This is a genomic window from Kurthia zopfii, from assembly GCF_003143955.1.
GTDB classification, from domain to species: Bacteria; Bacillota; Bacilli; order Bacillales_A; family Planococcaceae; genus Kurthia; species Kurthia zopfii.
The window spans coordinates 58479-82554 of the sequence record NZ_QFVS01000009.1; the positions used below are offsets into that span (position 1 = coordinate 58479).

Here is a 24076-nt window from a genome sequence, read left to right on the forward strand (position 1 = left end):
TTAAAAACAACACTTGCATTCTCTTTTTTATATTTATATACTGATATTAGTACCAAGTGCTAATTAAGGGGCGGAAAATGACAATGAAGTATTCAAAAAAAGATCGACAAAAATTGTTAACACAAACCATAGAAGACAACCCATTCGTAACAGACGATCAACTTGCAGAGAAGTTTAATGTAAGTGTTCAAACGATTCGTCTTGATCGAATGGAACTTTCAATCCCAGAGCTACGTGAACGTATTAAGGATGTAGCAGCACATAATTTTGAAAATGAAGTAAAGACTTTACCAATTGATGAAGTAATCGGAGAAATTATCGATATTGATTTAGACGATCGTGCTATCTCACTATTCGACGTTCAAGACGAACATGTATTTCAACGAAATGGCATCGCACGAGGACATCACTTATTTGCACAAGCAAACTCATTGGCTGTGGCAGTAATCGATGATGACTTAGCTCTAACTGTAAAATCTGAATTAACATATAATAAGCCAGTTCATGCTGGTAATCGAGTAATCGCAAAAGCAATCGTAACAGGCCGCGATGACGCAAGGAACCGTACATTTGTTACTGTGACTTCTTCAGTTGAAGGGAAGACTGTTTTCACAGGACAATTTGAAATGTACCGAACGAAGGGTAAAGGTGAGCGAAAATGAAAATAGCAATTGATGGAATGGGCGGAGATCACGCTCCAAAGGAAATTTTGGAAGGTGTTTTTCAAGCAGTAGAAGACTTTCAAGATATTGAGTTTTTAGTATATGGTGATGAAGCGAAAATGGCACCCTATTTGAAATCACATAATCGCGTTAAAGTGATTCACTGTGCTGAAGTAATCGAAGGTACGGATGAGCCAGTGCGAGCTGTTCGCCGTAAAAAAGATGCTTCAATGGTGAAGATGGCTCATGCTGTAGCTGATGGCGAAGCGGATGCTTGCGTATCAGCAGGGAATACAGGGGCATTAATGGCTGCGGGACTATTCGTTGTTCACCGCATTGATGGTATTGACCGTCCTGCGCTTTCAACAACTTTACCAACACTTGATGGTGCTGGTTTTGATATGTTGGATTTAGGTGCAAATGCGGATGCAAAACCTGAAAACCTTCTTCAATATGCCATTATGGGTAGTATTTATGCGAAAAAAGTACGCGGAATTGAAAAACCAACAGTTGGTTTATTAAATATCGGTACGGAAGAGAAAAAAGGTAATGACTTAACAAAACACGCATTTACTTTATTAAAAGAATGTGAAGATATTCATTTTATCGGCAATGTGGAAGCACGTGAATTATTAAATCACGTTGCAGATGTTGTTGTAACGGATGGCTTCACAGGAAATATGGTTTTAAAAACGATCGAAGGCGTAGCTGGGAATATGTTTTCAATGTTGAAAGATGCTTTTATGTCTTCAACAAAAACGAAACTTGCGGCTGTTATGATGAAAAATAATCTAAAAGAAATCAAAACGAAAATGGATTATACAGAGTACGGTGGTGCGGCATTATTCGGACTTAAAGCGCCGGTAGTAAAAGCACACGGTTCATCAAATGCAAAAGCATTCTACAGTGCCATTCGCCAAACACATTTAATGGTTGAACATGAAGTATGTGAAACGATCGATTCTACTATCTCAAAGGAGAATTAACATGACAAAAATCGCTTTTATTTTTCCAGGACAAGGTTCACAAACAGTAGGTATGGGTGCAGAATTAATTGCGTCAAATGACAGCAGCAAGAAATTTTATACAGAGGCGGATTCATTGCTTGGATTCGACCTTTCTAAATTGATGTTAGAAGGCCCACAAGAAGAGCTAACATTAACATATCATGCGCAACCAGCGTTATTAACAACAGGAGTAATGATTGCAGAACAACTCGTTCAAAATGGCATTACACCAAGTTTTACTGCAGGACATAGTTTAGGTGAATATTCAGCATTAGTAGCATCTGGCGTGATGAAATTTGAAGATGCGGTAATGGCTGTACATAGACGCGGTTTATTTATGAATGATGCAGTTCCAGCAGGTCAAGGTTCGATGGCAGCAATTCTAGGATTAGATGCGGAAGCTTTAAAAGTAGTGACGGATCAAGTAACAGCTGATTTAGGTGAAGTTGTACAATTAGCAAACTTGAATTGTCCAGGACAAATCGTTATTTCAGGTACTGCAAAAGCAGTTGAAGTAGCGAGCGAAAAAGCGAAAGAAGCGGGTGCTAGAAGAGCTTTACCTCTAGTCGTAAGTGGTCCTTTCCACTCGGAATTAATGCGTCCAGCAGCTTCGAAATTACAAGAGATGCTTGCAGGGATTCAAATGTCGGATGCTCAAACACCTGTCATTGCAAATGTTACTGCGCAATCAGTTACTTCAGCAGCTGAAATCCGTGGCCTATTAGTGGAACAACTGTATTCGCCAGTACGCTGGGAAGAAACAGTGCGCCAATTAATCGCAGAAGGTGTAGATACTTTCATCGAATGTGGTCCAGGAAAAGTATTAAGTGGTTTAGTTAAAAAAGTAGATCGTAAATTAGCGACATACTGTGTATATGATGAAGCATCATTACAAGCAGTAGTTGAAGCTTCAAAGGAGTGGGCAGTCAATGAAATTTAATGGACAAGCAGCAATCGTAACAGGTGCATCTCGTGGAATTGGCCGCGAAATCGCACTGAAATTAGCAAATGAAGGTGCCAAAGTAGTTGTGAACTACAGTGGTTCGAAAGACAAAGCTGAAGCAGTAGTGGCAGAAATTATTGCAAATGGCGGCGAAGCAATCGTACACCAAGCAAATGTTGCAGTTGCAGATGAAGTTAAAGGATTGATTGATGCGACAATGGAAGCATTCGGCTCAATTGATATTCTTGTAAATAATGCAGGAATTACGCGCGATAATTTAATTATGCGTATGAAGGAAGAAGATTGGGATTCTGTCATCGACACGAATTTAAAATCGGTATTCCTATGCACGAAAGCGGTAAGTCGCCAAATGATGAAACAACGTAAAGGAAGTATCGTAAATGTCGCTTCAATCGTTGGTGTGGCAGGTAATGCTGGCCAAGCCAATTATGTTGCTTCTAAAGCGGGTGTAATCGGTTTAACGAAAACAACTGCGAAAGAATTCGCTCCACGTAATATCCGTGTAAATGCGATTGCACCTGGTTTTATCGAAACTGAAATGACAGATGCATTGCCTGAAGATATTAAAACAGCTATGCTTACTCAAATTCCACTTGCGAAACTTGGTCAAGCGGAAGAAGTAGCGAAAGTTGTCGCATTTTTAGCATCAGAAGAAGCGAGTTATATGACTGGCCAAACACTTCACGTAGATGGCGGAATGGTGATGTAACTTTTACGTTAATTAAACGGAAATTTATTTTCATTAACGTACAGGAATGTTATACTAACAAAAAAGTGGTCTTACCATTTTAATGAGATAATAATTGAGGGGAGGTGAGTATTTTGGCTACAGTATTTGAACGCGTATCAAAAGTTGTTGTTGACCGTCTTGGTGTTGACGAAAGCGAAGTGAAATTAGAAGCTTCTTTCAAAGACGATCTAGGTGCAGACTCACTAGATGTTGTTGAATTAGTTATGGAACTTGAAGAAGAGTTCGATATGCAAATTGAAGATGAAGATGCAGAAAAAATTTCTACAGTTGGAACAGCAGTTTCATTCATCGAAAGCAAAATTGGCTAATTAAATACATATCGCTATTATAGTGATATCATTTAGATACCGAAATAATTAAGGGCTATCAAAGTCGTCAATGTACTGCTTTCAGTACAAAAGACGCTTCGATAGTTCTTTTTTGCAATAAATTTTGCACTATTAGCTAGAAACGAGTAAAATTAACGATGTACGTAAAGCAAACATAATAAGAAGGTTGATAAAATGAGAATTGAAGAATTATCTCAAAAAAACGGAGCAATACCAGAACAAGCAAAAGAAAAATTTGAAGAATTACAGAAACAACTAGGTTTGTTCTTTGACAACAAAAACCTACTATACAATGCTTTCACTCACTCTTCATTCGTCAACGAACATAGACGACGAAATTTTGAAGATAACGAAAGACTAGAGTTTTTAGGTGATGCTGTATTAGAGCTAACTGTTTCTAAGTTTTTATTCCTAATGTTTCCTAAGATGACGGAAGGCGAATTAACTAAATTACGCGCAGCGATCGTATGTGAACCTTCACTTGTGGTATTTGCTAACGAATTGAAATTTGGTCATTATGTCCTTTTAGGAAAAGGTGAGGAAATTACAGGTGGTCGTGAGCGTCCAGCTTTACTTGCGGATTGCTTTGAAGCGTTCGTAGGTGCATTATATTTAGACCAAGGTTTAGAAACAGTTGTAGGATTTTTGGAAAAAGTCGTATTTCCTAAAGTTGAGCTCGGTACTTTTTCTACTGTAGTAGACTTTAAAAGTCAATTACAAGAAATGGTCCAGCAGTCCAATTCAGGCGTATTAGCCTATGAAATTGTGAAGGAAAACGGTCCTGCACATAATCGTACATTCGTATCGAGCGTCACTTTAAGCGGTGAAGTTCTTGGTGAAGGTCACGGTAAATCGAAGAAGGAAGCTGAACAGAAAGCTGCACAAACTGCAATGAGTGCGCTGAAGAAACAGACTCCGAAGGGATAGGATGGGATGAATTTTGTATCTTAAACGGCTAGAAGTGATTGGTTTCAAATCTTTCGCTGAACGAGTTGGCATTGATTTCGTTTCAGGTGTTACAGCAGTTGTTGGACCGAATGGTAGCGGCAAAAGTAATGTAACGGATGCTATTCGTTGGGTGTTAGGTGAACAATCCGCTAAATCATTACGTGGCGCAAAAATGGAAGATGTTATTTTTGCAGGTAGTGAATCACGAAAACCGCTTAATTTTGCAGAAGTATCTCTTGTATTAGATAACGAGGATGAGCGCTTACCAATTCCATACAATGAAGTAAGCGTTACGCGTCGTGTCTATCGTTCTGGTGAAAGTGAATATTTATTGAATAAACAAGCATGTCGCTTAAAAGACATTACAGACCTCTTTCTAGATTCAGGTTTAGGGAAAGAGGCCTTCTCTATAATTTCACAAGGTAGAGTAGATGAAATTTTAAATAGTAAACCGGATGATCGTCGTGCGATTTTCGAAGAAGCTGCAGGTGTTTTGAAATATAAAAAACGCCGTAAAAAAGCGGAACATAAGCTTTTCGAAACGGATGATAATTTACACCGTGTGCTAGATATTTTGCATGAATTAGACGAACGAATTGAACCACTTCAAATTCAAGCATCTGCTGCAAAAGACTATTTAGAAATGAAATCGACGTTACGTGAATTTGATATTGGCGTGTTAATTCATGATATTGAATCGATTGACGAACAATTACAAGAACTTCTTCAAAACAAGCAAGGACTTGATAAAAATGAACAACAGCAACTTCATGAAATCCAACGAGCAGAAGTGAATCTTTCGAATGTGAAAGATACTTTAATGCAATTGAATGTTTCGATTGATTTAGATCAGCAACGTGCCGTTCAAGTTGGTGAAGATTATGTACGATTACAAGGTGATCAAAAGCTATTTGCTGAAAAGCAAAAGAATGCTTCTGAACAATTAGCGAAATTAAAAGCCTCTTTACAACAAGCGATTGAACATAAAGAGAGTTGGCAGAAAACGCTACTTGAAAAAGAGTTAAAGCATACGGATGCAAAAAATAAATTAACTGTTCTTCGACAAGAAGTAAAACAGTTAGAAAATAGTTTGAATCGCTCTACAGATGAATTGAATGCAGATATTGAAGATAAGAAGAGTACATACATTGACCTTCTAAGTCAAAAAGCGGCAATGAATAATGAATTAACGAGTATCGAACTACAGATTAATCAACAATTACAATCTGATGAGCGCATGACGACTAAATCGACTGTCTTACAATCTGATTTAGATGTTGCGAAGGAGCAATTGGCGACGATTGAGCCTTTATTAAATGCTGTCAAAAAAGAATTAGCTGAACAATTACAAGATTATGAAGCGACTCAAAAAAACTTGAAGCATGAAAAAGCGCAATATGAAGAAAAGCGTAAACTTTTATATGAAGGCTATCGTGAGCTGGAACAATTACGCTCAAGACGTGATACTTTGGCAGAGCTTGAAGCAGATTTTGCTGGATTCTATCAAGGTGTAAAAGCTGTCTTAAAAGCGCGTGAGAACAACCAATTAAGCGGAGTTCACGGTGCTGTAGCAGAACTGATTCAAGTGGATGGAGAGTATTCTAAAGCGATTGAAACAGCTTTAGGCGCAGCGACACAGCATATTGTCATGGATACAGATCAAGAAGCGAAATCGGCTATTCGTTTCCTTAAACAGAAACAAGCAGGTAGAGCGACTTTCTTACCGATGAATATTATGAAATCGCGTAAAATTTCTCGTCATACGATTCAATCAGCTGTCGATCATCCAGCGTTTGTGAATACAGCAGATGAAATCGTTACATTTGATGAGAAGTTCCGTACAATCGCCGAGCATTTACTAGGGCATATTATTATTGCGAAAGATCTTGATGGCGCTACGCAAATTGCGAAGTTCGTCAATTATCGTTACCGTGTTGTAACGGTGGATGGTGATGTCGTGAATGCCGGTGGTTCAATGACTGGTGGCGGTGCGAATAAGCAACAAAGCACAGTGTTCAACCGTAAAGCTGAATTAGAAACATTAGAAGATAAGCTGAAGATGATTAATGAAGCGGTTCAAAAAGCAGAGAAAATCGTTGCTGAATGGGAATCGAAATCTATTTCATCTGCTGGTCTTTTAGAAGTTCAGCGAGATCACGGTGAACAATTACGCAAAAAAGAACTTGAATTAGAAGAACAGTATCGTACTTTTAAATCAAATATTTCTATGACGCAACAAAGTTTATCAATTTACGGATCAGAGCAACAAGATGCGACTTCAAGACATTCTGAATTAGTTTTAAAACAAGAAGGTTTAAAAGCAACATTAATCCAGTTGAATGAGCAAATTACGAATGTAGATTTAGAAGTAACTAAATTAAATGAATTGAAACTGCAATCTGAATCAGCGAGAGATGAATTGATGAATGAACTGGCGAATAAGCGGGAAAGTAGCGCACAAGCTGCCGGTAAGTTTGAATCGATTCAAATTTCTACAGAAGAAACGCGTGGCCATTTCGAAAAAGCAGCACAAGAAGTGGCTCACTTACGCCGTGAAATTGATTTCGTCACAAATGGTGAATTACCGAATGATATGACGGTGGAAGATTTCCAAGCGAAAATCGCTACGCAACTTGTAGAAAAACAAAATTTAGAAACTTTAATCAAAAATAATGTCGAAAAACGTGCAACACTACAAGGTCAATTGGATACAGAAACAGAGCAATTGAAAGAATTACAGCGCGTTCATCGCAATTTAGTCGAAGCTCAAACAGCTACGAAAGTGAAAATCGGTAAATTCGAAGTACAACGTGAAAATAGTGTGGAACAATTGATGCAAAACTACGAATTAACATTTGAAGCAGCACAGTTAGAACCAGCTTTAGAAGTTGATTTAGAAACAGCTCGTAGAAAAGTTGGACTACTTTCTCAATCGATCAAAGAATTAGGCGATGTCAATGTGTCTGCGATTGAAGAATATGAAACTGTTGCGGAGCGCCATGAGTTCCTATCGACGCAACGTACAGATTTATTGGAAGCAAAAGATACTTTACATGAAGCAATTCGTGAGATGGATGTAGAAATGACGCATCGATTCGGTACGACGTTCAAACAAATTCGTGCGCATTTCCAAGAAGTATTTAAAGAATTATTTGGTGGCGGTAAAGCAGACTTAGTATTACTAGATCCAGATAATTTATTGGAATCAGGTATTGAAATTGTCGCACAACCACCAGGTAAGAAGCTACAAAACTTAGCGTTGCTATCAGGTGGCGAACGTGCATTCACTGCGATTGCGCTGTTGTTTGCAATCTTGAAAACACGACCAGTGCCATTCTGTATTCTAGATGAAGTAGAAGCCGCATTAGATGAGGCAAACGTAGCGCGTTATAGTCAATACTTGAAGAAATTTAGTGAAGAAACACAATTCATCGTTATTACACATAAAAAAGTGACGATGGAAGGTGCAGATGTTCTTTACGGGATTACAATGCAGGAACAAGGCGTTTCGAAACTTGTATCCGTTAAATTAGAACAAGAAACAATGTCCTAAAGGAGCGAATTAAATGAGTTTTTTAAAGCGTATGAAAGAAAAATTAATGGGTGGACCTGCGAAGGAAGAACCTGTTGTAGAAGTAACTGAACAAGAGGTTCCTGTCCAAGAGGAAGAACCTCAAAAGGCTTTACCAGAAGTAGAAGCAACGGTTGAAGAAGTTGTGGAAGAAGTGAAGCCAGAGCCAGTAATCGAACAACCAAAAGAAGAGCCTGTTGAAGAAGTAATCGAAGAAGTGAAAAATGAAGTTGCAGAAGTAGAAGTAGAACAACCAGTTGAGCAAGAAGAACAAAAAGGTTGGTTCAAATCAGCATTTTCAATCACTGAAAAATTCAAAACAGGTCTTTCAAAAACACGCGATTCATTCACTTCTAAAGTAAATGACCTTGTTGCGCGTTACCGTACAGTAGACGAAGATTTCTTTGAAGAATTAGAAGAAGTTCTTTTACAAGCGGATGTTGGTTTTGAAACGGTTATGGAATTAATCGAAGTGCTTCGTTATGAAGTACAAAAGAAAAATATTAAATCGACGGACGGCATTCAAGCATTAATCTCTGAAAAATTAGTGGAGATTTATGAAAAAGCTGGAGAAGATTCAATCGAATTAAATCTACAACCAAAAGGCGAATTAACGGTTATTTTATTCGTCGGTGTAAATGGTGTTGGTAAAACGACGACAATTGGTAAATTGGCGCATCGCCTTAAATCTGAAGGACGTTCAGTAATGCTTGCGGCGGGTGATACATTCCGTGCAGGTGCAATTGATCAACTTCAAGTATGGGGCGACCGTGTTGGCGTCGAAGTCATCAAGCAGTCTGAAGGTTCAGATCCTGCAGCAGTTATGTATGACGCTGTTCATGCGGCTAAAAATCGTGGGGTAGATGTGTTAATTTGTGATACAGCTGGCCGTCTTCAAAATAAAGTAAACTTAATGAAAGAACTTGAAAAAGTAAATCGCATTATTTCACGCGAAGTACCAAATGCTCCACATGAAGTATTGCTTGCGCTTGATGCTACAACAGGTCAAAATGCACTTGTACAAGCTCAAACTTTTAAAGAAGCAACAAATGTCACAGGTATTGTCTTAACGAAATTAGACGGTACTGCAAAAGGCGGAATTGTCATTGCAATCCGCAATAAACTGCATATTCCTGTGAAATTTGTCGGTCTTGGTGAGCAAATGGATGATTTACAACCATTTGATGCCGAACGCTATGTTTATGGATTATTCGCAGACGCATTAGATGAACAACTTGAAAAAGAAGAATTAGAAGATTAATTCAATCGATTGATGAAGCAGCCTGGCGATTATTTGCTAGGCTGTTTTCTATGTGAAAAGCTTGATATGACAGCATTCTCTCGTTTTTAGACAAGTAATTTTACTTGACAGAAATATGTATTTTCATTAATATACAAAAGAATATGTCTACGAATGTATAAATATCACGTCACATGATAAAATGAATGTGAGAAGGAGTGGTTAAAGTGCTATTAGAAAAAACAACGCGTATGAATTTTCTTTTTGACTTTTATCAAGCATTATTAACCGATAAACAGCGCAGTTATATGCAGCTTTATTATTTGGATGATCTATCACTAGGCGAAATTGGAGAGTCATATGAAGTATCTCGTCAAGCTGTCTATGATAATATCCGAAGAACTGAAGCGATGCTGGAGGAATATGAAGATAAACTACAACTATTCCAGAAATTTAAAAATAGACAAGAAATTACAAACAAATTACTATCATGCTTAAACGATGAACAATCATCGAAGGAAGATCTTATTCCTCTGATTGAACTGTTGAAGCAAGAGTAGGGAGGACGACAATTATGGCTTTTGAAGGATTATCAGAGCGACTCCAAAGTACGATTCAAAAGATTAAAGGTAAAGGTAAAATCGGTGAACAAGACGTTAAAGAGATGATGCGTGAAGTTCGATTTGCATTAATCGAGGCCGATGTAAACTTAAAAGTAGTAAAGCAATTTGTTAAAACTGTAAGCGAGCGAGCGGTTGGACAAGATGTAATGAAGAGTTTAACACCTGGACAACAGGTCATTAAAATCGTACAAGACGAGTTAACAAACCTTATGGGTGGCGAGCAAAGTCCGATTAAATTCGCGACGAAACCACCGACAGTAATTATGATGGTAGGTTTACAAGGTGCGGGTAAAACGACCACTACAGGTAAGTTAGCCAATGTACTACGTAAGAAATACAATAAGAATCCATTGCTAGTTGCAGCCGATGTCTATCGTCCAGCAGCAGTAAAACAACTTGAAACACTTGGCAAACAACTAGGTATTCCAGTATTCGAAAAAGGCACAGATGTATCGCCGATTGAAATTGCTCGTGAAGCGATTGAACACGCAAAAGCGGAACATTTGGATGTTGTTATTATCGATACTGCCGGTCGTTTACATATCGATGAGACTTTAATGCAAGAATTAAAGGATATTCGTGCGTTAAAAGAGCCGGATGAAGTTTTCCTAGTTGTAGATGCTATGACAGGTCAAGACGCTGTAAACGTCGCTAACAGCTTTAATGAGGCTGTCGGTATTACGGGCGTTGTTTTAACAAAATTAGATGGTGATACTCGTGGTGGTGCGGCGCTTTCAATCCGTGCTGTTACAGAAAAACCAATTAAATTTGTCGGTATGGGTGAAAAAATGGATGCACTTGAACCATTCCATCCAGAACGTATGGCTTCTCGAATTCTAGGTATGGGTGATGTTCTTTCATTAATTGAAAAAGCGCAATCTGAAGTAGATGAAGAGAAAGCAAAAGAATTAGAAGAAAAATTCAAAACACAAACTTTCACATTTGATGATTTCTTAGAACAAATGGCTCAAGTGAAAAAAATGGGACCATTAGAGGATATTTTGAAAATGATTCCAGGTGTCAATAAAATGAAAGGTTTGGATAACATCAATTTCGATGATAAACAAATCGATCATATCGAAGCAATTATTCAATCGATGACAATTGCAGAGAAAACAAATCCTGAAATTATTAATGCGAGCCGTAAAAAGCGTATTTCTAAAGGATCTGGTTGTTCAGTACAAGAAGTAAACCGTCTGATCAAACAATTCGATGACATGAAAAAAATGATGAAACAGATGACAGGTATGTCTCCAAAAGGTAAAAAGAAGATGAAATTCCCTGGAATGGACTCATTATTTAAGTAAAATTCGACTGTTAAGAAAAAATACTTTACAACCCCTTGTAATCCTTCTGGAATTAAGGTAAAATAATGTGTGTTAAGAATAAACACTTTACAAACAATCGAAAGCTTGATATTATACTATCTTGTGTAAAACAATATTCGGAGGTGCAAATAAACATGGCAGTTAAAATTCGTTTAAAACGTATTGGTGCTAACAAAGCTCCATTCTACCGTATCGTAGTTGCTGACTCACGTTCACCACGTGACGGTCGTTCAATCGAAACAATCGGTACATTCAACCCATTAACTTCTCCTGAAGAAGTTAAAATTGACGAAGCTAAAGCATTAGCTTGGTTAGGTAATGGCGCGAAACCATCAGATACAGTACGTAACTTGTTCTCAAAACAAGGTATCATGGAAAAATTCCATAACTCAAAAAAAGGTAACTAATATTACCTTTTAAATAATCGGGGGTGACATTTGTGGAACAACTGATCAAAACAATCGTCGAACCTTTAGTCGATTTTCCAAATGAAATTAGTGTAACAACTGATGAAAGTGCGAATCGAATTGTCTATAAACTTTCTGTAGATCCTCGTGATATCGGAAAGGTCATTGGCAAGCAAGGCAGTGTTGCGAAAGCGATACGCGCAATTGTTTATTCGGCCGCAAGTAGTCACCGTATGAAGAAGGCTTATGTCGATATTCTAGATTAGCGAAGAAGGAGGGAGCTTATGTTCCTTCCTTTTTTGTTTAAATAAATGTAAAATTGTATGAAAAAAGAGGTGTTTTTTAATGGAATGGTATAACGTAGGTAAAATTGTAAACACACATGGAATCGTAGGTGAGGTGCGTGTCATCTCTCAAACCGATTTTCCAGAAGAACGGTACGCAGTAGGAACTGAATTAGCGATTTTTGCTCCAGGTGAAAAAAAGCCAACTTTAGTAAAAGTGGCATCATCTAGAAAACACAAAAACTTTATTCTTTTAAAATTTGAAGGATATCCGTTTATCCAAGATGTTGAGAAGTTTAAAGGGACTGTGTTAAAAATCCATGAAAAATATTTAGGCGAACTTGGCGATGAAGATTTCTATTACCACGAAATCGTTGGATGTAATGTATTCGACGATGAAGGTAATGAACTTGGTGAAATCACAGATATTCTCCAAACAGGCGCTAACGATGTTTGGACAATCAAAGGTGTAAATGGCAAAATGCATTACATCCCAGTCATCATGGAAGTAGTGAAAGAAGTAGATGTAGAAGAAAAACGCATCACGATTGAACTAATGGATGGTCTTCTATCATGATGAATATTCAAGTGCTATCACTTTTCCCAGATATGTTCGAAGGTGTTTTCGGTTCTTCTATTATGAAGAAAGCGCAAGAAAAAGGCGCTGTAAAAATGGAAGTAACAGATTTCCGAGCATACTCTGAAAATAAACATAATCAAGTCGACGACTACCCTTATGGCGGAGGAGCCGGGATGGTTTTAAAACCAGAGCCACTTTTCAATGCTGTAGAGGAATTAGTCGCGCAAGGTAAAAAGCCTAGAATCATTTTAATGTGTCCACAAGGGGAGCGTTACGATCAAAAGAAAGCCGAAGAATTAGCGCAGGAAGAAGATTTAATTTTCTTATGTGGTCATTACGAAGGTTACGATGAAAGAATTCGTGAATTTTTAGTTACGGATGAAATTTCAATCGGCGACTTTGTATTAACAGGTGGCGAATTAGCCGCTATGACGGTTGTAGATAGCGTTGTACGCCTTTTACCAGGTGTTTTAGGTCAAGAGGCTTCACACGTCAATGATTCGTTCTCAACAGGTTTATTAGAGCATCCACACTATACACGCCCCGCTGATTATAAAGGGATGAAAGTTCCTGATGTATTAATGTCAGGAAATCATGCGAAGATTGAGCAATGGCGTATGGAACAAACGATAAAACGTACGTATGAAAGACGCCCTGATTTATTAGAGAGAATTGAACTTACAAAAGAACAAAAAGCGTATTTACAGAAGTTAAAACGCTCGAAGTAGTATGTAAAGTAAATTAACTTGCGTGGCTTTCAGAAGTATGATAATATTTAAAATGCATTTCCTATAGAGATGCCGTATTATGATATTCCGCTGCAGCAACCAATTGAGACCTGCATGAGTGTCTTCCGAGGAGAGAATAAAATGTCAAACATTATTACAGAAATCACTAAAGATCAATTACGCACAGACTTACCATCATTCCGTGCCGGAGATACTGTTAGTATCGACGTTAAAATCGTAGAGGGTACGCGCGAACGTATCCAAAAATACGAAGGCGTTGTAATCAAACGTCGCGGTGGCGGTGTAAGCGAAACTTTCACAGTGCGTAAAATTTCTTACGGCGTTGGTGTTGAACGTACATTCCCTGTACACACTCCAAAAATTGCTAGCTTAACAGTTACTCGTCGTGGTAAAGTACGTCGTGCGAAACTATACTACCTACGTAACCTACGTGGTAAAGCTGCTCGTATTAAAGAAATTCGTTAATTTCGAGTTGTTTAAGAAAGCACTATCCAAGCTATTTATTTTGGATAGTGCTTTTCTTTTTGCCTGTATATAGAAATCCTTGTACAATAGTAATAGATTGTAGGAGGAGGCACGTTATGGATACGAGAAGAAATAAAGTAAAAAGTGAACTTTGGGAATGGTCGAAAGCACTCGTAATTGCATTCGCACTCGCAGCGTTTATTCGATACGTCTTATTCACACCAATCGTCGTTGATGGAGAATCGATGATGCCAACATTACAAAGTGGCGATCGAATGGTTGTAAACAAAGTTTCATATAAAGTTGCTGACATTCATTATGAAGATATTGTCGTTTTCCATGCTCCTGAAAAGAAAGATTATATAAAGCGTGTCATTGGCATTGCAGGTGATACGATTGAATATAAAAATGATGTTCTTTATCGTAACGGAAAAATGATCGAAGAACCTTATTTAAAACCATATAAATCGGCCATTCAAGATGGTGGTACATTAACGGAAGACTTTAAACTAAAAGATTACACACAACGTGAAAAAGTTCCAAAAGGCTATGTATTTGTGATGGGCGACAATCGTAGAAATAGTAAAGATAGTCGACATATCGGATTAATTCCTGAAGATAAAATTTTAGGGAAGACAAATATCGTCTTTTGGCCACTTAATCAATTTGGTGTAGTGAAATAGATTGTAGGAGTGAGAGTATGACAATTCAATGGTTTCCAGGGCATATGGCGAAAGCCCGCCGACAAGTAACGGAAAACTTAAAACTAGTAGATATCGTATTTGAATTAATTGATGCAAGACTACCAATGTCTTCACGTAATCCAATGTTAGATGATATCATCCACCAAAAAACAAGATTATTAATTTTAAACAAAGCGGATATGGCTGATGAAACTCAAACAAAGCGTTGGATCGAGTATTTCAAAGAAAAAGGTCATCACGCAGTTGCAGTAAACTCTTTAGATTCTAAAGGTTTAAAGCGTGTAACGAAAGCAGCTGAGGAAGTATTAAAGCCTAAGTGGGATCGTATGCGCGCGAAAGGTTTAAAAACTCGTGCGATTCGTGCGATGATCGTCGGCATTCCAAACGTTGGGAAATCGACAATGATTAACCGATTAGCGAAGAAAAATGTTGCACGTACAGGAAATACACCTGGTATTACACGTTCTCAACAATGGATTAAAGTGGAGAAAGAATTAGAGTTACTAGACACACCAGGTATTCTTTGGCCTAAATTCGAGGATCAAGAAGTCGGCTATAAATTAGCAGTGACAGGTGCAATTAAAGATACAATTATGAATATGGATGATTTGGCGATTTATGGTTTAAACTTTTTAGCGAAACATTATCCAAAACGATTAGAAGAACGTTATAAAATTACAGAAGTAGCTGAAGAAGTAGTTGAAACATATAACCATATTGGTAAACTACGTAATGTAAAAGCAGCTGGTGGCGAGATTGATTATGATCAAGTATCCGAACTAATTATCCGAGATATTCGTAATGAATATTTAGGGACATTAACTTTCGACTTTGTAGAAGATTACGAATAAAAACAAAAACTGTTCATTCGATATGATAAAATCGAATGGACAGTTTTTTATGTAAATAACGTGAAATTAACCGATAAATACAATGATGTGAGGGAATAAATATGACGACAATTAAAGAAATTAAAGAAGCATTAAATAAAGAAGAAAATTGGCAAGATTGGATGGACGATATCCAAAAGGATGAACGTGACGGTGTTCAAAAAGCATTAAAAACATGGCAACGTCAATTTGAGAAACGCCAAAAGATTCGCCAAGAACATGAAGCGAAGGAAGCTTTTGATGCTGAATTCCGTATAAATGGTTCATATATTGCTGGTACTGATGAAGCGGGTAGAGGTCCATTAGCTGGTCCAGTCGTTACTGCAGCAGTAATTTTGCCTGAAAACTGCCCTGAATTAATGGGGTTGAATGATTCTAAACAATTATCAAGTGAAAAGCGAGAAGCATTTATGGCGCTTGTACAAAAACACGCGCTTGCGAGCACAATTCATTTTCAATCAGAGGAAGCGATTGATACTTTCAATATATACGAAGCGACAAGACGTTCGATGAAAGAAGCAATCGAAAACTTGTCGATTAAACCGGATTTTGTGTTAGCGGATGCGATGACATTAGATGTAGAAATCCCACAGCAATCCGTTATTAAAGGTGATGCGAAAAGTTTAGCAATTGCAGCAGCTTCAATTCTAGCGAAAACTGCTCGAGATCACTATATGGAAGAAATGGATGAAAAATATCCCGGATATGGTTTTGCAAAACATGCAGGTTACGGTACAAAACAACATTTAGAAGCAATCGATACATTAGGCATTACACCTATTCATCGAAAAACATTTGAACCAATCAAAACTATCATCTCAAAGGAGTGATCACAGTTGAATTTATCAGGTGTGAACTTAGGGCAAACTCAAAATAATCAATCGAAGCAACCTTTAGTTATTCAACAAGGGCAAGTGTTGCATGGCAAAATTAATAAATTATATCCTGATCAACAAGCTGAAATTACAATTGGCGGTCAAAAAATGATGGCTAAATTGGAAACTTCCATGCAAGCAGGAAATACACATTTCTTTCAAGTTTCAGCGACAGAACCTGAATTAACTTTGAAAATGGTTAGCGGTCCAATCGATGCAAGAAGCTCAGTAGCTGAACAAACGAAGCAGTTGTTAGATACAATGAAAATCCCTCAAAGTAAAGAAATGCAGCAACTCGTATCCCAACTTATAAAAAATGAAATTCCATTTAATAAAGAACAACTGATGGCTGCTGAACAAATGTTAAAAGGAGTTAAAGGTGGAGAAAGAGCACAGACGATTGAGGCATTACAAAAAATTATCGAATTGAAGCTACCGATTACTACTGATACTGTCCAAGCGGTCATTCAAGGTGGGAAAAAAGATGGCATGTTGAATTTGCTTTCAACGATTGAAGCTACCATTCGAGCAGATCAATCGATGCCCCCTGCATTAAAGGCACAAGTACTAGCACAGTTAGCGAAATTGCAAGCGCCTTTAAGTGAGCAGACTGGTATGGCATTGCTAGGGAAGATCTTGCAGGCAAAGGTAGGAAGCAGTAGTGAAGTACAGCAAATAATGCAGCAGGTTGGTATTTTGCAAAAACAAAACAATCAAAGTTTATCGAATCAAATTTTTGCACAAATGAAGCCGGATTTGAACGATTCCATTAAGCAGTTACTTACACAGAATTTAACTTCTAAATCAACGTTACAAAATCTATCCCAGCAAATTATTCAACATCCTAATTTATCGCCAGAATCTTCAAAAAGTATTCAACAAGCGATTACTCGCATGACTTTAGCGCCAACTGTTGCACACCAGACGCAATTAATCCAAGAAGTAACAACTCAATTGGGTCAAACGAAGGATTCAATTGCTCAACTTTTTGCTCAACTGAAAACAAGAGGCCAAAATGAAAAAGCGATTATTCAACAATTAGCAACGAAAATTGCCGCTTCCGATGAATTAACGCTGCCCCAAAAGCAAAATATCATACACCAGTTAGGTCAAGTTAATGAGAACAGCGTGAAAACGGCATTTCAAGCTACGCTAACAGCTTTTAGCGAACAAGTTGGACGAACTGGCTCAACTCAAGCAATGGCTCAAATAGGTCAACTTCTAGGGGTTTCAGGAGATGAGCAGTCAAAATTATTCCAACAATTAACGACAGCATTTCAAAAGTCAGCATCACCACAACTGCAACAAGTCGTACAACAAATCGAAATGCAGCAACTGCAACAATTAACAGGAAATTCTGTCCATGCAGCAATTAAAAATACATTGCAATCATTAGGATTAAGTTTGGAAGCACAAATTGCACAAGATCCAACCCAGAATAAATTAGCAGATTCATTAAAATCATTAATGCATGCAGTTATTCAAGATCAATCTTCATCGGCGACTAAAGGAATGGCGGAACAATTTATCGCTCGAATGAATGGTCAGCAACTTTTATCTGCTGAAAATGGTCCTCAGCAACAAATAATCATGCAAGTTCCGTTACAATTTTTGGGAAAACGGACAGAAGCGACGTTACAATGGACAGGAAATAAAAATAAAAATGGGAAAATAGATTCAAATTTTGCACGAATAATGTTTTACTTACAGCTTGAAAACCTACATGAAACTGTCATAGATATGCAGGTACAGAGTAGGGTAGTAAACCTAAATATTTTCACAGAAGAAAATGGCATAAAGGAGCTAATTTCTCCCTTAAAAGAAGTATTAAAAGTTAATTTAGAGAAACATGACTATCAGTTATCAGGGGTGTTCTTCAAAAAATTTGCTCAACAAACTGATTCTGTTAAACAACAGGTAGAGAAAAAAGCTAATGCAAAAGACGGAGGGCTGGATTTTAGAATATGAACAATGAAAAAAGAACAGAAGCTGTTGCTCTCTCCTTCAATCCGACTGAGTCCGATGCTCCAAAAGTTCTAGCAAAAGGAAAAGGGCTTGTAGCCGAGAATATTTTGTCCAGAGCGAAAGAAAATGATATTCCGATTCAGGAAGATTCTAATTTAGTACAGCTATTAGGACAGATAAATGTCAATGAATCGATTCCTGAGGAACTATACCAGGCAGTTGCCGAAGTATTCGCATTTATCTATCAATTAGATAAAAATCACGGAAAAGTTAAACAAAAAAGGCAGTGAAATTCACCAAGAATTTCACTGCCTTTTTGTCGTGAAAGAGAGAAAAAAAGTACTTTCGATTAATATTTTAGTATAAGTTAGACTGTAGACAACTTTCTGTAAATTTAATACAATGGAATAGAAGTAGTAATGCTTTACAATTGAGATGGGAGGCAATTTGATGAATATCCATGAGTATCAAGGTAAAGAAATTCTTCGCCAGTATGGGGTGGCAGTTCCAAAAGGTAGTGTAGCTTTCTCTCCAGAAGAAGCAGTTAATGCTGCGAAAGAATTAAATTCAGAGGTTGTTGTCGTAAAAGCGCAGATCCACGCAGGGGGCCGAGGTAAAGCAGGCGGTGTTAAAATCGCTCGCAACTTGGAAGAAGTACGTGCCTACGCAAAAGAATTACTAGGTAAGGTACTAGTAACTCACCAAACTGGTCCAGAAGGTAAAGAAATTAAACGTCTTTACGTAGAACAAGGATCAGATATTAAAAAAGAATATTATTTAAGTCTATTAGTAGACCGTGATACTTCAAGAGTCACTTTAATGGGTTCTGAAGAAGGCGGTATGAACATTGAGGAAGTTGCAGAAGAAACGCCTGAAAAAATCTTCACTGAGGTTATTGATCCAGTTGTAGGATTAACAGGATTCCAAGCACGTCGTCTAGCGTTCAATATTAATATTCCAAAACATTTAATTAATAAAGCAGTAAAACTAATGTTAGGTATTTACGAAGCTTTCATCGACAAAGATGCTTCAATCGTTGAAATTAACCCACTTGCGGTTACTGGCGATGATGAAGTAATGGCATTAGATGCTAAATTCAATTTCGATGGCAACGCATTATACCGTCATAAAGACATCGTGGAATTACGTGACTTCAATGAAGAAGACGAAAAAGAGATTGCAGCTTCTAAATATGACCTAAGCTACATAGCTTTAGATGGTAACATCGGTTGTATGGTAAATGGTGCAGGATTAGCGATGGCGACAATGGATACGATCAGTTACTACGGCGGTTCACCCGCTAACTTCCTGGATGTTGGGGGCGGTGCTTCAGCTGAAAAAGTAAAAGAAGCATTCAAAATCATCCTTTCAGACCATCATGTAAAAGGTATTTTCGTCAACATTTTCGGCGGTATTATGAAGTGTGACATTATCGCAGAAGGTGTTGTTAAAGCAGCATCTGAGCTAGGTTTACAAGTACCACTAGTAGTACGTTTAGAAGGTACAAACGTAGAGCGTGGGAAAGAAATCTTGAATGAATCAGGATTAAATATTACTGCAGCTTCATCACTTGCTGATGGCGCAGAAAAAATCGTAAAACTTGTTGGATAAGAGAGGCGGACTAAAAATGGCTATTTTTATTAATAAAGATACAAAAGTGCTAGTTCAAGGAATTACAGGCTCAACAGCTCTTTTCCATACAACGCAAATGCTTGAATATGGAACAAAAATTGTTGCAGGTGTAACTCCAGGTAAAGCGGGTTCTTCAGTTGAAGGCGTACCAGTTTTCAATACTGTTGAAGATGCAGTAAAAGAAACAGGTGCAAATGTTTCAGTAATTTACGTACCAGCTCCATTCGCAGCAGATGCGATTTTAGAAGCAGTAGATGCTGAATTAGATATGGTCATTTGTATTACTGAACATATCCCTGTAATTGATATGGTAAAAGTGAAACGTTATATGGAAGGTAAGAAGACTCGTTTAATCGGTCCTAACTGCCCAGGTGTTATTACTGCAGATGAATGTAAAATTGGTATTATGCCAGGATATATTCATAAAAAAGGCCATGTAGGAGTTGTATCTCGTTCAGGTACATTAACTTATGAGGCAGTTCACCAATTATCTGAAGCTGGAATCGGTCAAACGACTGCAGTTGGTATCGGTGGAGACCCAGTAAACGGAACAAACTTCGTAGACGTATTAAAAGCGTTCGAAGAAGATCCAGAAACTTACGGTGTAGTGATGATTGGTGAAATCGGAGGAACTGCAGAGGAAGAAGCAGCTGAATTCGTGAAAAACCATATGACGAAACCAGTAGTTGGATTCATCGGTGGTCAAACGGCTCCTCCAGGGAAACGTATGGGTCACGCAGGTGCAATCATCTCAGGTGGTAAAGGTACTGCTGCTGACAAGATTAAAGCGCTAAATGCTGCTGGAATCGAAGTTGCAGACACACCAGCTGTAATCGGTGAAACATTTATTAAAGTAATTAAAGAAAAAGGCTTGTACGAGAAATGTAAAACGCATTAAAATAGAAGTGGGTACCAGGTTTTACCTGGTACTCACTTTTTTTCATAAAGGAGGAAGATCCATGGATGAACTGACAAGTAATCTACTTGCGCTCCATTATGTACAGCCACTCACTGCTAACCGATTGTCCCCAATATTGCAGGTGGATCGTACATTGCAAAATCTCTCCTATATGACTCCCTCACAAATTGCTCTACTTTTAAAGATGAACACCCTAAAAGCAAGCTCCCTCTTAAATAATTTCAAAAAAATCCAACATACGGATTGGCAACAATATTATGCCGAAAAAAATATCACGCCCATCCCATTCTATGATGAACGATATCCGAAATCTTTATTAGATGTATTTGACCCTCCAGCAGTGATTTATTGCCGAGGGAAAATTCCTATATTGCAAAAGAAGAAAAAAATAGCTATAGTGGGTTCTAGAGAATCTACCAATTATTCTCAAAAATGCTTAGGTGAAATTTTACCAACTCTCATTTCACATGATATTGTCATTGTAAGCGGTTTAGCGAAGGGGGCAGATCAAATGGCTCACGAGACGACAATCCGTTTATCAGGGCAAACTATAGCAGTTTTAGGCTGTGGTTTAGATCATATCTATCCGAGGGAACATGAAGTATTGCAAAGTTATATGGAAAAACATCAATTAATCATTTCAGAATATCCACCATATATGACACCAAAAAAATGGCATTTCCCAATGAGAAATCGAATTATTAGCGGTCTTAGCGCAGCTGTATTAGTAACAGAAGCGGCAATTAAGAGCGGAACTTTAAGTACAGTTGATTATGCTTTGAATCACGGAAGAAATATTTTTTCGATTCCTGGCAGCATTTTTTCACCCTTGTCTAAAGGCTCGCATAAGCTGATATTAGAGGGTGCAACGCCAGTTTGGGAAGGTCATCAAATCATAGAAGAAACTGAGGGATTTTCGAATCAATTATGAAAAATGGTTGCAAAACTTAATTATCTGTTATACATTTTGCAACAGGTAATTGTTTTCAAAATTTGAAACTTCACCTCTACAAGGGGGCAAAACACATGTCGGATTATTTAGTAATAGTGGAATCGCCCGCAAAAGCAAAAACAATCGAGCGATATTTAGGTAAAAAGTATAAAGTAAAAGCATCAATCGGTCATGTGCGCGATTTACCGCGTAGCCAGACAGGAATTGATACTGAAAATAATTATGAACCTCGTTATATAACGATTCGTGGTAAAGGTCCTGTTCTACAGGAATTAAAAACCGCTGCCAAAAAAGCAAAAAAAATCTATCTCGCGGCCGATCCCGATCGCGAAGGGGAAGCAATTGCATGGCATTTAGCAACAGCATTAAACATCGATATTGAGTCGGATTGTCGCGTAGTTTTCAACGAGATTACGAAGGATGCCATTAAGGAATCATTTAAGCATCCACGTCCAATCGATTTAGACTTAGTAGATGCTCAACAAGCGCGTAGAATACTAGACCGATTAGTTGGTTACAATATTAGTCCTTTACTATGGAAGAAAGTCAAAAAAGGTCTTTCAGCAGGACGCGTACAATCAATCGCATTAAGTCTAATTATTGACCGCGAAAACGAAATTAAAAGTTTCCAACCAGAAGAATATTGGTCAATTGATGCAAACTTTGAAAAAGGTAAGAAATCATTTGATGCGAGCTTCTATGGTACGACTTCCGATAAAATTAAATTAACGAACGAAAATGAAGTTAAAGACATCTTAAAACAAATTAAAGGTGAAGATTTTGAAGTAGCGAAAGTTTTAAAACGTGAACGGAAACGTAATGCAGCACCAACATTTACAACATCTTCTTTACAACAAGAAGCAGCGCGTAAATTGAACTTCCGTGCGAAGAAAACAATGATGCTTGCACAGCAATTATATGAAGGTATTGATTTAGGTAAAAAAGCAGGCGGAATCGTCGGTTTAATTACGTATATGCGTACCGATTCAACGCGTATTTCTGAAACAGCGAAAAAAGAAGCGCATCAATACATTTTAGAAACATACGGTGAAGAATATACAACACCTGTTGAACAACAAGCGAAGAAATCTGAAAAAGCGCAAGATGCCCATGAAGCAATTCGTCCAACATCTACATTGCGCCACCCAGATACGATGAAAACGGTACTATCAAGAGATCAATTACGTTTATATCGTCTAATTTGGGATCGTTTCATCGCCAGTCAGATGTCTTCAGCAGTATTAGATACAGTAACTGCTGATCTACAAAATGGCGACATTTTATTTAGAGCAACAGGTTCTCAAGTGAAATTCCCAGGTTTCATGAAAGTGTATATTGAAGGTTCTGATGATAATAAAGAGGATAAATCGAAGGATCGCATACTTCCAACAATGGAAAAAGGCGATATCGTGAAGAGTCTTGAAATCGAACCGAAACAACATTTCACGCAACCACCACCAAGATTCTCAGAGGCACGTTTAGTTAAAACGCTTGAAGAACTAGGTATAGGTCGCCCGTCAACATACGCGCCAACATTGGATACAATCCAAAAACGTGGCTATGTAACACTCGAGACAAAACGTTTTGTGCCAACTGAATTAGGTGAAATCGTGCATTCACTTGTAATTGAATTCTTCCCTGACATCGTCAATATTGAATTCACTGCGAAAATGGAGCAGGATCTTGACTTAATTGAAGAAGGTAACAAAAAATGGGTCGATCTAATCGATGAATTTTACAAGAAATTCGAAAAAGACTTACGACACGCAGAAGTAGCGATGGAAAAAGTAGAGATTAAGGATGAACCAGCTGGTGAAGATTGCGAACTTTGCGGCGCACCAATGGTATTCAAATTAGGTCGATACGGTAAATTCATGGCATGCAGTAACTTCCCAGAATGTCGTAATACAAAAGCAATCGTCAAGGAAATCGGCGTTAAATGCCCAACTTGTAAAGAAGGGGAAATCGTTGAGCGTAAGAGCAAAACGAAACGACTATTCTTTGGATGTAATCGTTACCCTGATTGTGATTTCGTATCTTGGGACAAACCGATTAACCGTCCATGTCCAAAATGTAATGAAATGTTGGTTGAGAAGAAAATCAAAAAAGGTGTTCAAATCCAATGTACATCTTGTGATTACAAAGAAGAACCAACTCAATAATGACTTTAGAAGATATATGTGCAGATTTTTAGCTCATATATCTTTTTTTATGTTAAAGTAATGCAAGAT

24 protein-coding genes are annotated in these 24076 nt (G+C 37.8%); all 24 read left to right on the top strand.

The genetic code is table 11. From position 1 onward, the window contains the following. Positions 1-83: 83 nt before the first annotated feature. The 24 genes from fapR (at position 84) to topA (ending at position 24007) form a co-directional block, all read left to right on the top strand. On the top strand, positions 84-662 hold the full coding sequence (gene fapR / locus DF281_RS05280) for a transcription factor FapR (protein WP_109349235.1): 579 nt from the start codon (positions 84-86) through the stop codon (positions 660-662). Then, on the top strand, positions 659-1648 hold the full coding sequence (gene plsX, locus DF281_RS05285) for a phosphate acyltransferase PlsX (protein ID WP_109349208.1): 990 nt from the start codon (positions 659-661) through the stop codon (positions 1646-1648). Before fapR ends, plsX begins: the two co-directional genes overlap by 4 nt. A gap of 1 nt (position 1649) precedes the next feature. Continuing rightward, positions 1650-2609 (top strand): ACP S-malonyltransferase, encoded by a 960-nt coding sequence (fabD, locus tag DF281_RS05290; protein WP_109349209.1) that lies wholly within the window; start codon positions 1650-1652, stop codon positions 2607-2609. Then, positions 2599-3342 (top strand): 3-oxoacyl-[acyl-carrier-protein] reductase, encoded by a 744-nt coding sequence (fabG, locus tag DF281_RS05295; RefSeq protein ID WP_109349210.1) that lies wholly within the window; start codon positions 2599-2601, stop codon positions 3340-3342. The genes fabD and fabG overlap by 11 nt, the downstream gene beginning before the upstream one ends. 113 nt (positions 3343-3455) lie before the next feature. Next, positions 3456-3692 carry an acyl carrier protein gene (acpP, locus tag DF281_RS05300; protein ID WP_109349211.1) on the top strand — a complete coding sequence of 79 codons (237 nt, stop codon included), beginning with the start codon at positions 3456-3458 and terminating at the stop codon, positions 3690-3692. A 195-nt stretch (positions 3693-3887) separates the two neighbouring features. Beyond that, positions 3888-4640, top strand: a complete 753-nt coding sequence (gene rnc / locus DF281_RS05305; RefSeq protein WP_109349212.1) for a ribonuclease III — start codon at positions 3888-3890, stop codon at positions 4638-4640. A 13-nt stretch (positions 4641-4653) separates the two neighbouring features. Continuing rightward, positions 4654-8214 carry a chromosome segregation protein SMC gene (gene smc / locus DF281_RS05310; protein WP_109349213.1) on the top strand — a complete coding sequence of 1187 codons (3561 nt, stop codon included), beginning with the start codon at positions 4654-4656 and terminating at the stop codon, positions 8212-8214. Positions 8215-8227: 13 nt separating this feature from the next. Next, the gene (gene ftsY, locus DF281_RS05315; RefSeq protein WP_109349214.1) at positions 8228-9493 is read left to right on the top strand and encodes a signal recognition particle-docking protein FtsY; all 1266 of its coding nucleotides are present in this window, start codon (positions 8228-8230) and stop codon (positions 9491-9493) included. 230 nt (positions 9494-9723) lie between these two features. Continuing rightward, positions 9724-10032: a putative DNA-binding protein gene (locus DF281_RS05320; protein WP_232026087.1), complete on the top strand. Its 309-nt coding sequence runs from the start codon at positions 9724-9726 to the stop codon at positions 10030-10032. Between the two features lie 14 nt (positions 10033-10046). Then, positions 10047-11402 carry a signal recognition particle protein gene (ffh, locus tag DF281_RS05325; RefSeq protein WP_109349216.1) on the top strand — a complete coding sequence of 452 codons (1356 nt, stop codon included), beginning with the start codon at positions 10047-10049 and terminating at the stop codon, positions 11400-11402. Between the two features lie 155 nt (positions 11403-11557). Beyond that, positions 11558-11830: a 30S ribosomal protein S16 gene (gene rpsP, locus DF281_RS05330; protein ID WP_109304496.1), complete on the top strand. Its 273-nt coding sequence runs from the start codon at positions 11558-11560 to the stop codon at positions 11828-11830. A gap of 32 nt (positions 11831-11862) precedes the next feature. Then, entirely contained in the window at positions 11863-12096 is a 234-nt protein-coding gene (locus DF281_RS05335; protein WP_109349217.1) for a KH domain-containing protein, read from the top strand. Positions 12097-12175: 79 nt separating this feature from the next. Beyond that, complete coding sequence (gene rimM, locus DF281_RS05340) at positions 12176-12691, top strand: ribosome maturation factor RimM (protein WP_109349218.1); 516 nt, start codon at positions 12176-12178, stop codon at positions 12689-12691. Then, complete coding sequence (gene trmD / locus DF281_RS05345; protein ID WP_109349236.1) at positions 12691-13422, top strand: tRNA (guanosine(37)-N1)-methyltransferase TrmD; 732 nt, start codon at positions 12691-12693, stop codon at positions 13420-13422. Before rimM ends, trmD begins: the two co-directional genes overlap by 1 nt. A 141-nt stretch (positions 13423-13563) precedes the next feature. Beyond that, on the top strand, positions 13564-13908 hold the full coding sequence (gene rplS / locus DF281_RS05350) for a 50S ribosomal protein L19 (protein WP_109349219.1): 345 nt from the start codon (positions 13564-13566) through the stop codon (positions 13906-13908). Positions 13909-14024: 116 nt separating this feature from the next. After that, complete coding sequence (gene lepB / locus DF281_RS05355; protein WP_109349220.1) at positions 14025-14591, top strand: signal peptidase I; 567 nt, start codon at positions 14025-14027, stop codon at positions 14589-14591. A gap of 17 nt (positions 14592-14608) precedes the next feature. Beyond that, positions 14609-15463: a ribosome biogenesis GTPase YlqF gene (gene ylqF / locus DF281_RS05360; protein WP_109349221.1), complete on the top strand. Its 855-nt coding sequence runs from the start codon at positions 14609-14611 to the stop codon at positions 15461-15463. 101 nt (positions 15464-15564) lie between these two features. Continuing rightward, entirely contained in the window at positions 15565-16332 is a 768-nt protein-coding gene (locus DF281_RS05365; RefSeq protein WP_109349222.1) for a ribonuclease HII, read from the top strand. Positions 16333-16338: 6 nt separating this feature from the next. Next, the gene (locus DF281_RS05370; protein WP_109349223.1) at positions 16339-18345 is read left to right on the top strand and encodes a hypothetical protein; all 2007 of its coding nucleotides are present in this window, start codon (positions 16339-16341) and stop codon (positions 18343-18345) included. After that, on the top strand, positions 18342-18632 hold the full coding sequence (locus tag DF281_RS05375; RefSeq protein ID WP_109349224.1) for an EscU/YscU/HrcU family type III secretion system export apparatus switch protein: 291 nt from the start codon (positions 18342-18344) through the stop codon (positions 18630-18632). The genes DF281_RS05370 and DF281_RS05375 overlap by 4 nt, the downstream gene beginning before the upstream one ends. 160 nt (positions 18633-18792) lie before the next feature. Further along, positions 18793-19953: an ADP-forming succinate--CoA ligase subunit beta gene (sucC, locus tag DF281_RS05380; RefSeq protein WP_109349225.1), complete on the top strand. Its 1161-nt coding sequence runs from the start codon at positions 18793-18795 to the stop codon at positions 19951-19953. Between the two features lie 16 nt (positions 19954-19969). Next, positions 19970-20872: a succinate--CoA ligase subunit alpha gene (gene sucD, locus DF281_RS05385; protein WP_109349226.1), complete on the top strand. Its 903-nt coding sequence runs from the start codon at positions 19970-19972 to the stop codon at positions 20870-20872. Between the two features lie 61 nt (positions 20873-20933). Beyond that, on the top strand, positions 20934-21824 hold the full coding sequence (gene dprA, locus DF281_RS05390) for a DNA-processing protein DprA (protein WP_109349227.1): 891 nt from the start codon (positions 20934-20936) through the stop codon (positions 21822-21824). 95 nt (positions 21825-21919) lie between these two features. After that, a complete protein-coding gene (gene topA, locus DF281_RS05395; protein ID WP_109349228.1) occupies positions 21920-24007 on the top strand; it encodes a type I DNA topoisomerase in 2088 nt (695 codons plus the stop codon). The last annotated feature ends 69 nt before the right edge of the window (positions 24008-24076 follow it).

Excerpts from the sequence above, each read along its gene's own strand:
- fapR (WP_109349235.1), top strand. The coding sequence starts at position 84 with ATGAAGTATTCAAAAAAAGATCGACAAAAATTGTTAACACAAACCATA.
- plsX (WP_109349208.1), top strand. The coding sequence starts at position 659 with ATGAAAATAGCAATTGATGGAATGGGCGGAGATCACGCTCCAAAGGAA.
- fabD (WP_109349209.1), top strand. The coding sequence starts at position 1,650 with ATGACAAAAATCGCTTTTATTTTTCCAGGACAAGGTTCACAAACAGTA.
- fabG (WP_109349210.1), top strand. The coding sequence starts at position 2,599 with ATGAAATTTAATGGACAAGCAGCAATCGTAACAGGTGCATCTCGTGGA.
- rnc (WP_109349212.1), top strand. The coding sequence starts at position 3,888 with ATGAGAATTGAAGAATTATCTCAAAAAAACGGAGCAATACCAGAACAA.
- ftsY (WP_109349214.1), top strand. The coding sequence starts at position 8,228 with ATGAGTTTTTTAAAGCGTATGAAAGAAAAATTAATGGGTGGACCTGCG.
- DF281_RS05320 (WP_232026087.1), top strand. The coding sequence starts at position 9,724 with ATGAATTTTCTTTTTGACTTTTATCAAGCATTATTAACCGATAAACAG.
- ffh (WP_109349216.1), top strand. The coding sequence starts at position 10,047 with ATGGCTTTTGAAGGATTATCAGAGCGACTCCAAAGTACGATTCAAAAG.
- rpsP (WP_109304496.1), top strand. The coding sequence starts at position 11,558 with ATGGCAGTTAAAATTCGTTTAAAACGTATTGGTGCTAACAAAGCTCCA.
- rimM (WP_109349218.1), top strand. The coding sequence starts at position 12,176 with ATGGAATGGTATAACGTAGGTAAAATTGTAAACACACATGGAATCGTA.
- trmD (WP_109349236.1), top strand. The coding sequence starts at position 12,691 with ATGAATATTCAAGTGCTATCACTTTTCCCAGATATGTTCGAAGGTGTT.
- rplS (WP_109349219.1), top strand. The coding sequence starts at position 13,564 with ATGTCAAACATTATTACAGAAATCACTAAAGATCAATTACGCACAGAC.
- lepB (WP_109349220.1), top strand. The coding sequence starts at position 14,025 with ATGGATACGAGAAGAAATAAAGTAAAAAGTGAACTTTGGGAATGGTCG.
- ylqF (WP_109349221.1), top strand. The coding sequence starts at position 14,609 with ATGACAATTCAATGGTTTCCAGGGCATATGGCGAAAGCCCGCCGACAA.
- DF281_RS05365 (WP_109349222.1), top strand. The coding sequence starts at position 15,565 with ATGACGACAATTAAAGAAATTAAAGAAGCATTAAATAAAGAAGAAAAT.
- DF281_RS05375 (WP_109349224.1), top strand. The coding sequence starts at position 18,342 with ATGAACAATGAAAAAAGAACAGAAGCTGTTGCTCTCTCCTTCAATCCG.
- sucC (WP_109349225.1), top strand. The coding sequence starts at position 18,793 with ATGAATATCCATGAGTATCAAGGTAAAGAAATTCTTCGCCAGTATGGG.
- sucD (WP_109349226.1), top strand. The coding sequence starts at position 19,970 with ATGGCTATTTTTATTAATAAAGATACAAAAGTGCTAGTTCAAGGAATT.
- dprA (WP_109349227.1), top strand. The coding sequence starts at position 20,934 with ATGGATGAACTGACAAGTAATCTACTTGCGCTCCATTATGTACAGCCA.
- topA (WP_109349228.1), top strand. The coding sequence starts at position 21,920 with ATGTCGGATTATTTAGTAATAGTGGAATCGCCCGCAAAAGCAAAAACA.